The organism is Erythrobacter sp. EC-HK427 (assembly GCF_902498745.1).
Taxonomy (GTDB): Bacteria; Pseudomonadota; Alphaproteobacteria; order Sphingomonadales; family Sphingomonadaceae; genus Alteraurantiacibacter.
The window spans coordinates 2,120,514-2,132,780 of record NZ_LR701479.1; the positions used below are offsets into that span (position 1 = coordinate 2,120,514).

At 63.9% G+C, this 12,267-nt stretch carries 14 protein-coding genes and 1 tRNA gene; 10 read left to right on the forward strand and 5 right to left on the reverse strand.

Features of this window, described 5'->3' with window-relative positions; translation table 11 throughout:
- Positions 1 to 212: 212 nt before the first annotated feature.
- Complete coding sequence (gene rpsA, locus GC121_RS10425) at positions 213 to 1,910, reverse strand: 30S ribosomal protein S1 (protein WP_151974217.1); 1,698 nt, start codon at positions 1,908 to 1,910, stop codon at positions 213 to 215.
- 401 nt (positions 1,911 to 2,311) lie between these two features.
- On the opposite strand from rpsA, the gene GC121_RS10430 reads away from it, so the two are divergent.
- The gene (locus GC121_RS10430; protein WP_151974218.1) at positions 2,312 to 2,821 is read left to right on the forward strand and encodes a DUF962 domain-containing protein; all 510 of its coding nucleotides are present in this window, start codon (positions 2,312 to 2,314) and stop codon (positions 2,819 to 2,821) included.
- A 43-nt stretch (positions 2,822 to 2,864) separates the two neighbouring features.
- Positions 2,865 to 3,833 carry an acyltransferase gene (locus GC121_RS10435; protein WP_151974219.1) on the forward strand — a complete coding sequence of 323 codons (969 nt, stop codon included), beginning with the start codon at positions 2,865 to 2,867 and terminating at the stop codon, positions 3,831 to 3,833.
- Between the two features lie 5 nt (positions 3,834 to 3,838).
- Here GC121_RS10435 and GC121_RS10440 read toward each other — a convergent pair whose 3' ends face one another.
- A complete protein-coding gene (locus GC121_RS10440; protein ID WP_151974220.1) occupies positions 3,839 to 4,459 on the reverse strand; it encodes a d(CMP) kinase in 621 nt (206 codons plus the stop codon).
- Between the two features lie 53 nt (positions 4,460 to 4,512).
- Here GC121_RS10440 and GC121_RS10445 point away from each other — a divergent pair, with 53 nt between their 5' ends.
- Positions 4,513 to 4,878: a hypothetical protein gene (locus GC121_RS10445; RefSeq protein ID WP_151974221.1), complete on the forward strand. Its 366-nt coding sequence runs from the start codon at positions 4,513 to 4,515 to the stop codon at positions 4,876 to 4,878.
- Between the two features lie 8 nt (positions 4,879 to 4,886).
- On the opposite strand, the gene GC121_RS10450 is transcribed toward GC121_RS10445, so the two are convergent.
- Genes GC121_RS10450 through aroA form a run of 3 tightly spaced genes read right to left on the reverse strand, consistent with a single transcriptional unit; the run spans position 4,887 to position 7,593 of the window.
- Complete coding sequence (locus GC121_RS10450) at positions 4,887 to 5,864, reverse strand: proline iminopeptidase-family hydrolase (RefSeq protein WP_151974222.1); 978 nt, start codon at positions 5,862 to 5,864, stop codon at positions 4,887 to 4,889.
- A complete protein-coding gene (locus tag GC121_RS10455) occupies positions 5,861 to 6,142 on the reverse strand; it encodes a permease (RefSeq protein ID WP_151974223.1) in 282 nt (93 codons plus the stop codon). The genes GC121_RS10450 and GC121_RS10455 overlap by 4 nt, the downstream gene beginning before the upstream one ends.
- Positions 6,142 to 7,593, reverse strand: coding sequence for a 3-phosphoshikimate 1-carboxyvinyltransferase (aroA, locus tag GC121_RS10460; RefSeq protein WP_151974224.1), 1,452 nt, complete (start codon positions 7,591 to 7,593; stop codon positions 6,142 to 6,144). Before aroA ends, GC121_RS10455 begins: the two co-directional genes overlap by 1 nt.
- 159 nt (positions 7,594 to 7,752) lie before the next feature.
- Between aroA and GC121_RS10465 the strand changes: the two genes are divergently transcribed.
- The 7 genes from GC121_RS10465 to GC121_RS15330 all read left to right on the forward strand — a co-directional run.
- Complete coding sequence (locus GC121_RS10465) at positions 7,753 to 8,070, forward strand: TIGR02300 family protein (protein WP_151974225.1); 318 nt, start codon at positions 7,753 to 7,755, stop codon at positions 8,068 to 8,070.
- 78 nt (positions 8,071 to 8,148) lie between these two features.
- Positions 8,149 to 8,224, forward strand: a tRNA-Ala gene (locus GC121_RS10470).
- 339 nt (positions 8,225 to 8,563) lie between these two features.
- Positions 8,564 to 10,030 carry a signal recognition particle protein gene (gene ffh, locus GC121_RS10475; protein ID WP_151974226.1) on the forward strand — a complete coding sequence of 489 codons (1,467 nt, stop codon included), beginning with the start codon at positions 8,564 to 8,566 and terminating at the stop codon, positions 10,028 to 10,030.
- A gap of 42 nt (positions 10,031 to 10,072) precedes the next feature.
- Positions 10,073 to 10,600 carry a 30S ribosomal protein S16 gene (gene rpsP / locus GC121_RS10480; RefSeq protein ID WP_151974227.1) on the forward strand — a complete coding sequence of 176 codons (528 nt, stop codon included), beginning with the start codon at positions 10,073 to 10,075 and terminating at the stop codon, positions 10,598 to 10,600.
- Positions 10,601 to 10,663: 63 nt separating this feature from the next.
- Complete coding sequence (gene rimM, locus GC121_RS10485) at positions 10,664 to 11,209, forward strand: ribosome maturation factor RimM (RefSeq protein ID WP_151975702.1); 546 nt, start codon at positions 10,664 to 10,666, stop codon at positions 11,207 to 11,209.
- Positions 11,210 to 11,213: 4 nt separating this feature from the next.
- The gene (locus tag GC121_RS10490; protein WP_151974228.1) at positions 11,214 to 11,768 is read left to right on the forward strand and encodes a hypothetical protein; all 555 of its coding nucleotides are present in this window, start codon (positions 11,214 to 11,216) and stop codon (positions 11,766 to 11,768) included.
- Positions 11,768 to 12,267 (forward strand): TIGR04222 domain-containing membrane protein (locus tag GC121_RS15330; RefSeq protein WP_199857829.1); only part of this gene is annotated, 500 nt, incomplete at its 3' end. The genes GC121_RS10490 and GC121_RS15330, both read left to right, overlap by 1 nt.

Below are 12,267 nucleotides of genomic sequence, written 5' to 3' on the forward strand. Positions count from 1 at the left end.
CGCCAGTTTACACGGATGCCGGATGTAGGAAAGGCCCACCTGCCGAATTGGCAAGCGGGCCTTGATCCTTTTTCGCCCTTTTCTCGGTACCGCTCCGGTGCCGACAGCGCGCGAACGCGCAGCCCGCAGGTGCCCCGCAGCCGGAGCGAAGCCCCGGCGGAGGGAACAGCGCCGAGGACGCTCGCCCGGAGGGGCGAGCGCCAACGGAGAGCTTACTCGCCCTTCTTCAGCGCTGCGCCAAGGATGTCGCCCAGCGATGCGCCCGAATCGGCAGAACCGAACTGTGCCACCGCTTCCTTCTCTTCGGCGATCTGGTGCGCCTTGATCGAGAAGTTGGGCTTCTTCGAACGGTCGAAGCCGGTGACCATCGCATCGACCTGCTGGCCGGTCTGGAACCGGTCGGGGCGCTGCTCGTCACGGTCACGGCCGAGATCCGCACGCTTGATGAAGCCGGTTGCGCCATCCTCACCCACCTGCACTTCGAGGCCGCCATCGCGGACCTCGAGCACGGTGACGGTGACGACCTGGCCACGACGCAGGCTGTCCGAAGCGCCGCCTTCTGCCGGAGCGCCCTTTTCGAGCTGCTTCATGCCGAGGCTGATGCGTTCCTTCTCGATATCGACATCGAGCACGACGGCCTGCACTTCTTCACCCTTGCGGTGGAGAGCGAGGGCGTCTTCACCCGAAATGCCCCATGCGATGTCCGACATGTGCACCATGCCGTCCACATCGCCCGGCAGGCCGATGAACAGGCCGAATTCGGTCGCGTTCTTGACTTCGCCGGTAACGGTTGCGCCCACCGGATTGGCTTCGGCGAACTCTTCCCACGGGTTGCGCTGGGCCTGCTTGAGACCAAGGCTGATGCGACGCTTGTCGGCATCGACTTCCAGCACCAGCACGTCGACTTCCTGGCTTGTCGAAACGATCTTGCCGGGGTGCACGTTCTTCTTCGTCCAGCTCATTTCGGAAACGTGGACGAGGCCTTCGATGCCGGCTTCCAGCTCCACGAAGGCGCCGTATTCGGTGATGTTGGTGACCTGGCCGGAGACCTTCGCACCCACCGGATACTTTGCGCCGACGCCTTCCCATGGATCGCTTTCGAGCTGCTTCATGCCGAGGCTGATGCGCTGCGTGTCCGAATTGATGCGGATGATCTGCACGGTCACGCTCTGGCCGATTTCGATCACTTCGCTGGGGTGGTTGACGCGCTTGTAGCTCATGTCGGTAACGTGCAGCAGGCCGTCAATGCCGCCCAGATCGACGAAAGCACCGTAATCGGTGATGTTCTTCACCACACCATCGGTGATCTGGCCTTCGGCCAGCTTGTCGATCAGTTCGCTGCGCTGTTCGGCGCGGGTTTCTTCCAGCACCGCGCGGCGCGAGACCACGATGTTGCCGCGGCGACGGTCCATCTTCAGGATCTGGAAGGGCTGCGGCATATCCATCAGCGGGCCGACATCGCGCACGGGGCGGATATCGACCTGGCTGCCGGGGAGGAAGGCCACGGCGCCATCGAGATCGACGGTGAAGCCGCCCTTGACGCGGCCGAAGATGCGGCCTTCGACGCGCTTGCCTTCGCCAAATTCGCTTTCCAGCTTGTCCCACGCGGCTTCGCGGCGGGCGCGGTCGCGGCTGAGCATGGCTTCGCCATCGGCGTTTTCGACCCGGTCAACGAAGACTTCGACTTCGCTGCCGACGGTCAGGCCGTGATCGTCTTCACCACGGCTGAATTCCTTGAGAGAGATGCGGCCTTCGCTCTTGAGGCCGACATCGATGATCGCCATGCCGTTTTCGATGGCGGTGACGGTGCCCTTGACGACGCGGCCTTCAAAGCCGCCATCGGCGCCGCCGAGCTGTTCGTCGAGCATGGCCGCGAAATCATCGCGGGTGGGGTTGGCAGAAGTTGCCATAGGGTTGAGTTTCCTCGTTCATGTTTGCTACCGGCCACCGGTTTTACCGGGGTCTTTTCCCGCCTGCTGCGCACTATTGCGAGCCGTCCGGGGCAAGAGGCCGACATCCGTGCGGGGCCGAATACCGCCGCCCGGGTCCATTCCATCAGGAGATGCAAGGAACAGGCGCGCGCCTAGGCGAAAGCCCTGCGAAAGGCAAGCGGTTTGGGGCAGGCTATGCAGGAGGCGGGCGCGGGCAAATCCAACTAACCTGTTACACCTGTTACACGGTTCAGAGGGGAAAACCGCAGGGCGCAATCCGGCTGCAGATGAGCAGGGGGCGAGGGATGGCTGACGGATCATCCGGCGAGCCTTGCACTGCGCGATATTCTGTAGGAAAGTCCGCGCATGAGGAGAGAGGCATGACCCTGGCCGAAACGCTCGCCAGTTATGGCGAATATCACCGCGACCATCGCAATGTGCTGACCCATGCCGTGGGCGTGCCGATGATCGTGCTGGCGCTCGATGTGCTGCTCGCCCGGCCTGCTTTGGGCCTTCCGCTGCCGGGCATGGCGTTGACGCCCGCGCTGGTGGTGAATGTGCTCGCAGCGGTGTGGTATCTCCGGCTCGATACGAAGACGGGGCTGCTGATGACTGCGCTGCTGGCGATTTTCTACGCGATTGGCGCGCAGATTGCCGCGATCTCTACCACCGCATGGATTGGCGGCGGGATCGGCCTGTTCGTGGTCGGTTGGGCGTTCCAGTTTGTCGGGCACTATTATGAAGGCCGCAAGCCCGCCTTCATGGATGACCTGCGCGGCCTGCTGCACGGCCCGCTGTTTATGACGGTCGAGGGGCTGTGGGCGCTGGGGCTGGCCAAGGGGCTAAAGGGCGACGTCGACGCATTGATGGCTCCCCGCGCGGCGACTTGAGCGCTTCACCCTAACTTTACCATAAGTCGCTAACCCGTTTTGCATGACGGGAAGACTGCACGGGCTGGAACTGGTGCGCGGTGTGGCGGCATTGCTGGTCGCGTGGTTCCATGCGGATTTTATCGCCGACTTTCCTTCGGCGGCATCGGGCCTGTTTCACAAGGCCTATCTCGCGGTCGATCTGTTCTTCCTGCTCTCGGGCTATGTGCTGGCGCGCACTTATGAAGGGCGGATGCCGCGCACGCTGGATTTCACCCGCCAACGTTATCTCCGCCTCTGGGCACCGGTCGCCTGCGGGGTGGCGCTGGGCGCGATTTACTTTGCGATGGACGGCATGGCACCGGGTGAGCTGGCGCTGAATCTCGCCGCCGGGCTGGCGATCCTGCCGCTGGTGGGGCTGGTGATCCTGTTCAATCCGCCCGCTTGGACGATCTTTTTCGAGATCGTCGCGAATATGATTCACGCGGCATGGCTGCACCGCATCTCCGTCACCAAGCTGCTCGCCGTCGTGGCGGTAAGCGCGCTGGTGCTGCTGCCGCTGATGGAAGTGCGCGGGCTGGATGTCGGCACGCTGCTCGGCCTGCCGCGCGTGCTGCTCTCCTATTGCCTTGGTGTGGCGTTGTGGCGCTGGAACCGCGACCGTGTGTGGTTGCCCGCAAGTGCCGCTTGGCCGGCGGTGTTCCTCTATGTCTTGGCGCTCGCTTTCTGGCCCGCATGGCTAAGCGGGGAGGGGGAGATTGCTTTTGTCCTGATCGTCCACCCGTTGCTGGTGCTGGCCGTGCTGGCGATGGGCGAGAGCGGCACCGCACGGCTGCTGGGAGGACTGTCTTTCCCGCTTTACGCGCTGCATTACCCGCTGCTGCTTCTGCTGGTGGGCGCGGGGCTGGGCTGGAGCGGCGCGCTGGTGGCGGCCATTGCCGCTGCGGCGCTGCTGGGAATGGCGGTTGACCCGCGTTTCCGCGCGCTGGTGCTGCGCCAGTTCGCGGCGAGGGCGAAAAGCGCCGCTGCTTAGTCGCGCTAATCGCGCGCGAGTTCCACCGCCGCAATCGCTGCGGCAATCGCTTCCTCTTTGCCGAGCGCGGTCGTGTCGATTACCCGCGCATCGGGCGCAATCCTGAGCGGCGCGTCTTTCCGCCCAGTATCGCGGGCATCGCGCATGGCGATATCGTGCTCGATCTCGTCGAGCGTGATTTCCATTTCGCGCCCCTGCATTTCCAGCCAGCGCCGCTTGGCCCGCGCCTGCACGCTGGCGGTGATGAAGAGCTTTACGTCGGCATCGGGCGCAATCACTGTGCCGATATCGCGCCCGTCGAGCACCGCGCCGCCTTCCTGCTCCGCAAAGGCGCGTTGGCGTTCGAGCAGCGCCGCACGCACTTCGGGATGCACTGAGACGCGGCTGGCCAGCCCGCCGGTCGCTTCGCTGCGCAGATCGGGATTCGCAAGCAGGCTGTCAGGGAAGTCGCACCCCGCCAGCGCATCCGCCGCATTGTCGGCATCACCGCCCGCTTGCTCAACCTGATAGCCCACCGCGCGGTAAAGCAGGCCGGTGTCGAGGCACGGCAGGCCGAAATGCGCCGCAAGCGCCTTGGCAATCGTGCCTTTGCCCGAAGCGGTGGGGCCATCGACGGCGATGATCATGCCAAGTGTTCCAACTTGTTGCGAGAGAAGAAGCGGTTCGTCATAGATATCCCATGAACACATATTCCGGCTTTATTGTTACACCTGAGAGGATCGATAACTATCCAATTGATGAGGATCAAATCCTCTTCAAATGGGAGGATGTCGTTGCAGAGGTAGAGAAGGCTTTCGCGGATTCTGCCACCAAGCTCACGGTGACGCGGCACAATAGCAGGGTAGGGATAGCTTTCTTCAACTTCTCCAACCACGATGCGGGCGTTCGCGCAAAAATCCAAGATCTGTTTGACCAACTTGGAGATTGGAACCGAGAGATTTTCGGCTTTTGCTCAGCCTATGACGATGAACACGAAGGTATTGGCCGTCATTTGGAGTTTAGGTTCAATTATCCCAGTGCTTTTGAGCGTTCTGATACCCTCTAGCCAGCTACTCAATCCTTCCGCGCCAGCCAAGCCCGCAGGATCGCTTCGGTCTCGACCGGGCGCTCCATCGGGAAGGAATGGCTGCCGCCTGGCACCACGGCAAATTCCGCGCCCGGCGTCAGCGTCAGGAAATCCTGCACTGTATCGATCCGCGCTTCGTCATACTGGCCGATCATAAAGAGGATGCGGCTGCCATCGACCTGTGAGAGCAGCGGTGTCCCGTCATAGCCGACCAGCGTGCCGCGCGCGGAAAACTCGCTCGGCCCCCACATCGTGTTGTAAATCTGACCGTTGAACCCGCGCCCGTTATATTGCCCGAAATAGCGGCGCGCGGCGGGCGACAGCGGCGGGCTGTCGGCGCGGCCATTATAGGCGCGGTAGAATGCGGCGGTGGCCGCATCGCAGTTCATGCCCGGCTGCGCGCGCCCCGCCTCGCACGCGATCAGCGTATCGCGCACATCGTCGGGCAGGTCGCGGATCAGCAAATTGGTGCCGAGGATCCAGTGCGGGGTGGAGATATAGGTGCCGCCGAGCACGGCGGAAGCGGTGTGCTGCGGGTAAGCGGCGGCATATTCCAGCGCGAGCGCCGCGCCCCAGCTATGCCCGACCACGTGCCAACGTTCCACGCCAAGCGCCTGCCGGATGGCTTCCAGCTCGTCGACAAACCGCTCCACGCCCCAAGTGGCAGGATCGCCGCCGCGGTCGGACATTCCGCTGCCGAGCTGGTCGTAAAGGATCACCGCGCGCTCGTCCGCCATGCTGATGAGGCCGCCGAACACGGTGTGGGTGCCGCCCGGGCCGCCATGGATGAAGATCGCGGGCGCGGCATCGGCCTCCAGATCGCCATTGACGCGCACCCACACCTCGCCGCCATCAACCGCGACGCGCAATTCCTGATCGGGCGCGGACCAGTCGAGCGGATCATCCGCTTGGGCGACTGCCGGTGTCGCGAAGGCCAGTGCCGCAAAGGCCGCGATCCATTTCATGCCGAATCTCCCTCATGCTCCTTGCTGGAGCGATGCGCCGACCATGCCTTCCACAGGCCCCACAAGGCAATAGCCGCCCAGAACCCTTCGAGCACAAGGCTCGGCCAATTGGTATGGACGAGCAGGCTGACAGTCAGCAGCGCCGCGCCCGCGAGATTGGTGCCGTGCAGAATCCACGGGTTCGGCTTCTCGACCGCCGTCAGATAGAAATACGCTCCGATAATGCAGGCCGTGCCGAAGAAGCCGACGATAGAGTAGATGTCGAGGGGGGTGGTCATCAGTTCCCCTCCCGCTTGCGGGAGGGGTTAGGGGAGGGCGTGTCACTTGCGGAAGCAGCCGTTACAGGCCCTCCCCCGGCCCCTCCCGCAAGCGGGAGGGGAGCAGTGGCCGCCTCCGCCAGCAATGCCTCAAACGTCGGGAAACTCGTCGCGATGGGGGAGGTGTCGTCCACCTCTACGCCGTTTCGGCTCGCGAGGCCTGCCACCGCCATGCTCATCGCGATACGGTGGTCGAGGTGGGTCACAACGCTCGCGCCTTCCGGCGTGCCGGGGAGGGGATCGCCGCCGGTGCCTTCGATCACCAAGCCATCCTCGCGCTCCTCCACCCGCGCGCCCGCCAGCGTCAGCGCGTTCGCCATCGCGGTGATGCGGTCGCTTTCCTTTACGCGCAGCTCTTCCAGCCCGCTGGTAGTGGTGGTGCCCTGCGCCAAAGCGGCGGCGACGAACAGGACGGGGAATTCGTCCACCATCGCGGGCACCACTGCGGGGTCGACCTCGACACCGGTCAGCGCCGAATGCCGCACGCGCAAATCCGCCACCGGCTCCCCGCCGACTTCGCGCCGGTCCAATTCCTCGATGCTCCCGCCCATCTGCCGCAATACGTCGAACAAGGCAGCGCGGGTGGGGTTGAGGCCGACATTTTCGATCACGAGATCGCTGCCCGGCACCAGCAAAGCGGCGACGGTGAAGAAGGCGGCGGAGGAGGGATCGCCCGGCACGGTGATGGTCTGCGGCTGCAAATCTGCCTCGCCGTGGATGGCGATAACGCGTTCTGGCCCATTGGCCCCATTCTCTTCGCCCACGTCCAGCTTCGCGCCAAAGCCGCGCAGCATCCGTTCGGAATGGTCGCGGGTGGGCACCGGCTCGATCACGCGGGTGATGCCCGCCGTGTTGAGGCCTGCGAGCAGCACGGCGCTCTTCACCTGCGCGCTGGCAACGGGCAGGCGGTAAGTAATCGGCACGGCGGGCGAAATCCCGCGCAGCATCAGGGGGAGGGTGCCTCCGGGGGAGGCTTCAAACGATGCGCCCATTTGCGACAGCGGCGTAATCACCCGGCCCATCGGGCGCTTGGACAAGCTCGCATCGCCGGTGAACACCGCGCGGATCGGATGGCTGGCGACGAGGCCCATCAGCAGCCGCGTGCTGGTGCCGCTATTGCCCATGTCGAGCGCGCCTTCCGGCTGGAGCAGCCCGCCAACACCCACGCCGTGAATGCTCCACGTCCCGTCCGCCTCGCGCGCAATCGTCGCTCCCATCGCGCGCATCGCGGCGGCGGTCGCCAGCACGTCCTCGCCTTCGAGCAGGCCCGTCACCCGCGTCTCGCCCACCGCCAGCGCGCCCAGCATCAGCGAGCGGTGGCTGATCGATTTGTCGCCCGGAACGGCAATCCGCCCGGTCAGCGCGCCTTGCGCGGCAAAGCGTTTGGATGAAGGGGTATTGGAATGGCTCACAATGTTACCTAGCTATCGAAACCGCACGCGGCTTTGACAGTGCCATAGGGCTATGGCAAGGCGCGCCACCTTGCGAATCCGGCTCAATTGGCATTGGACGGAATATCGCATACGAATTTCCCGGATTACCCGTCCGGACGAACCAAGGACACGAGTAATATGGTCAAGCCAGAATGGGGCGCAAAGCGTACTTGCCCCAAATGCGGTGAACGCTTCTACGATCTGGGCAAGGAAGACCCGGTCACCTGCATCGAATGCGGCAATGAATGGACGCCCGAGCCCGTGCTCAAGTCCAAGCAGCCGATCCCGTTCGAGGAAGAGAAGAAGAAGGACGTCGAACCCGATTCGGATCTGGCCGATGACGATCTGGAAGATATCGACGACGACGGCGATTCGCCCGACAATGACGTCGATCTCGGCGGTGACGATGACCTTGGTGTCGACACCGGCGACGCCGAAGGTGACGAGGAAATCTGATTTTGCACTTGCGCTGGAGGCGGCGCGCTCATAAAGGGCTGCCTCCGCGCCCCCTTGGGGTGCATACAGATTTGGTACGGGGCCTTAGCTCAGCTGGGAGAGCGCAACACTGGCAGTGTTGAGGTCAGCGGTTCGATCCCGCTAGGCTCCACCATTTCATCGCCTTGTGGCCCTGAGCTTGCTGCAAATGGCGGTTTCGTGCGCTTCCGGTGCTCACGGCCTGAATGGCCGCTGCGCGCCGGTTCTCCGAACCCACCATTTTCGCTGGCGCTCAGACCCACAAATCGACGAAATGGATTTCAGACATATCCTCGTCATTGCGAGGAGCGAAGCGACGCGGCAATCCAGTCCTGTGCTTCGGGTAGAGCAAGACGGTTCCTTTTTCGGAATCGCACGCTGGCCGACGAGTTTTCGTCCGCCGGCGTTTTTGGCATTTGGCGAAATGCTGCCCATATCGGGCAGTGGGACGTCAAATTGAGGAGTAGCGACGCGGATGTTTGATACGCTGTCTGATCGTTTGTCCAATGTCTTCGACCGCCTGCGCGGTCGCGGGGCGTTGAGCGAGCAGGACGTGCGCGACGCCATGCGCGAAGTGCGTGTCGCCTTGCTCGAAGCCGATGTCGCGCTGCCGGTTGCCCGTGACTTTATCAACCGCGTTACCGAGCGTGCCGTCGGGCAGGAAGTGCTCAAATCGGTCACGCCGGGCCAACAGGTCATCAAGATCGTCAATGACGAACTGATCGCCATGCTCGGCGGCGATGACGACGGCGCGGGCGAAGCGCAGCCGCTCAATCTCAACGTCACCCCGCCCGCCGTCATCATGATGGTCGGCTTGCAGGGTTCGGGCAAAACCACCAGCACCGCCAAGATCGCCAAGCTGCTGAAGGACAAAGAGGGCAAAAAGGCCATGATGGCCTCGCTCGACGTCAACCGTCCCGCTGCGCAGGAACAGCTCGCCATTCTGGGCGAGCAGGCGGGCGTGGCAACCTTGCCTATCGTGCCCGGTCAGCAGCCGGTGGACATTGCCCGCCGCGCGCTGAACGCTGCCAAGCTGCAAAACATAGACGTGCTGCTGCTCGACACCGCAGGCCGCCTGCACGTTGACGAAGCGCTGATGGCCGAAATGAAGGCCGTCGCAAGCGAGGCCGATCCGGCCGAAGTGCTGCTGGTGGTCGACTCGCTGACGGGTCAGGACGCAGTCAATGTTGCGCAGAGCTTCACCGATGAAGTGCCGCTGACCGGCGTTGTCCTCACCCGCATGGACGGCGATGCGCGCGGCGGTGCGGCGCTTTCCATGCGCGCTGTCACCGGCAAGCCGATCAAGTTTGCCGGCACGGGCGAAAAGCTCGACGCGATCGAGCGCTTCCATCCGGGCCGCGTGGCTGACCGCATCCTTGGCATGGGCGATGTCGTCAGCCTCGTCGAACGCGCTGCCGAAACGATCAAGGCGGAGGACGCCGAAGAGCTCGCGCAGAAGATGATGGCGGGCAAGTTCGACCTCAACGATCTGCGCAAGCAACTGCAACAGATGCAGAGCATGGGCGGGCTGGGGATGCTTGCGGGCATGATGCCGGGCATGAAAAAGGCCAAGGCAGCGATGCAGGCCAGCGGCATGGACGACAAGGCGCTCGTCCATATGGACGCTATCATCGGCTCCATGACGCAAAAGGAACGCGCCAATCCCGCACTGCTCAACGCCAAGCGCAAAAAGCGCGTTGCAGCGGGCAGCGGGCGCAGTGTGCAGGAGGTCAACAAGATCCTCAAAATGCACCAGGAAATGGGTCGCGCGATGAAGCAGATCCGCAAGATGGGCGGGCTGAAAGGCCTTGCCGCCATGTTCGGTGCTGGCGGCGGAATACCCGGCATGGGCGGCGGCGGCGGAATGCCGGGTCTGCCCGGAATGGGCGGCGGCATGGGTGGCCTCCCGCCGGACATCCAGAATTTGATCAACAAGAAGTAATTTGCATTAATTCATACATTTGGAATCGAAAGGTAATCTACAATGGCAATCGCAATCCGCCTCGCTCGTGGCGGCGCAAAGAAGCGTCCTTACTACCGCATCGTGGCTGCTGACAGCCGCCGTGCGCGTGACGGCAAGTATCTGGAGCAGCTGGGCACGTACAACCCGATGCTCGCCAAGGATGATGCCAACCGCGTCAGCCTGAACGAAGAGCGCATCAAGTACTGGCTGGGCGTTGGCGCACAGCCGAGCGACCGCGTGCACCGCTTCCTCGATGCCGCGGGCATTCTGGAGCGTCCTGCACGTAACAACCCGAAAAAGGCCGAGCCGGGCGAAGCGGCCAAGGAACGCGCCGAGGAAAAGGCTGCAAAGGCTGCTGAAGCCGAAGAAGCCGCCAAGGCTGCCGAAGAAGAGGCCAAGGCCGCTGCCGCCGCTCCGGTTGAAGAGGCTCCGGCTGAAGAAGCACCTGCTGAAGAAGCTGCGGCCGAAGAGGCGTCTGCTGCTGAAGAGGCACCCGCTGCCGAGGAAGCTCCTGCAGAGGAAGCCACCGAAGAGAAGTCGGAAGGCTGATCTTCAAATTCCCCTCCCGCTTGCGGGAGGGGTTAGGGGAGGGGATGTAATCGAGCTATGGCGATGACAGGCCCTCCCCCTGCCCCTCCCGCAAGCGGGAGGGGAGATTCCCCCGACAACCCCATCACCCTGGCCGCCATCACCGGCGCGCACGGGTTGACGGGTGAAGTCCGCCTCAAGCTGTTTGGCGAGGGGCTGGAGACGTTCAAGGCGCATGCCACCTTCGCGCTGAGCAAAGGCGGCGGCACGCTCACGCTCAAGAAGGTGCGCGACGACAGCAAAGGCGGCGCGATTGCGCGCTTTGCCGAAATCGCTAACCGCACTGCGGCCGAAAAACTGCGCGGCACCACGCTCTGCGTTCCGCGCGATGCCTTGCCGCCGCTGGGCGAGGGCGAGTATTACCACACCGATCTGATCGGCCTGCCCGCCATCTCCGACACCGGAGAGCCGCTGGGCGAAGTGGTGGATGTGCGCAATTTCGGCGCGGGCGATATCATCGAGATAAAGCGCGGGAACGGCAAGACCTTCATGGTGCCGATGCGTGTGGAGGCCGTGCCCGAATGGGATGGGCAGCGGCTTGTGGTGAGCGCGGATTTCGCCGATATCTAGCCGCGTGACGGTTTTCGATACACAGCTTTGGGCGCGGCTGGAGGGCTATCGGATCGGCCCCGCCGACGCGGCGCTCTCCTTCGCTGACCGTCTGGCGCGCGAGAACCGCTGGCCCGCCGCCTTCGCCCATCGGGTGATCCGCGAATATTACAACTTTTGCTATCTCGCCATGACCGCCGGGCACGAGGTAACACCCTCCGACCAGGTCGATCAGGCGTGGCATCTGCACCTGACCTATAGCCGCGACTATTGGCAGCGTTTCTGCCCCGAAGTGCTCGGCGGTGATCTGCACCACGGCCCCACGGCGGGCGGGCAGGTGGAACGCAGCCGCTATTACGAACAATATGCGCAGACGCTGGCATCGTATGAGGCAGCCTTTGGCGAGCCACCGCCGCCCGATATCTGGCCGCCCGCCGCGCGCCGTTTCGGCAGCGATCCGCTGTCTTACCGCGTTAACCCGGCGGATGTAGTGACATTGCCGAAGCGCGCCGTCTGGCTGGTCTTGGCGGCGATGGGGCTGGTGGTTATCGTGGCAGTTCTTGCGGGAAGGAGCCTGTGATGGATATCGGATTTTCGGCCTATTCGGGCGCAGATTTTCTGGCCTTTTACATCGGCCTGATCGTCGCGGCGGTGATCGCCGGATGGTGGATCCCCGCTTTTATGCGGCCCGACGGCAGCGGCGGCGTGCCCAAGCGGGCGGAGACGCTGGCCTATCTCGCAGGCGGCAAGGCGCGCTTTTCCGAAAGCGTGGTCGCGGCGCTGTTCGGGCGAGGCGATTTGCTGGCGCTGGACAAGGACATCGTCAAGGCTCCGCGCGCGGAAGGGGAGAGCGAGGCCGAGCGCAGTATGCTGGCGCAGATCGGCAGCGGCACCTGGCGCGAGGCAAAGCCCTCGCTGGCCGACCACGCCGACCGGCTCGACCGCGAACTGAGCGCGCGCGGCCTGCTGATTGCACCGGAAGACCGGCTGCAATTCCGCGCGCTGCCCGTGCTACCCTACGCCTTCCTCGTGGTGCTTGGCCTCTACCGCATCCAGGCGGGCGCGGCGGAGGGGGAGGC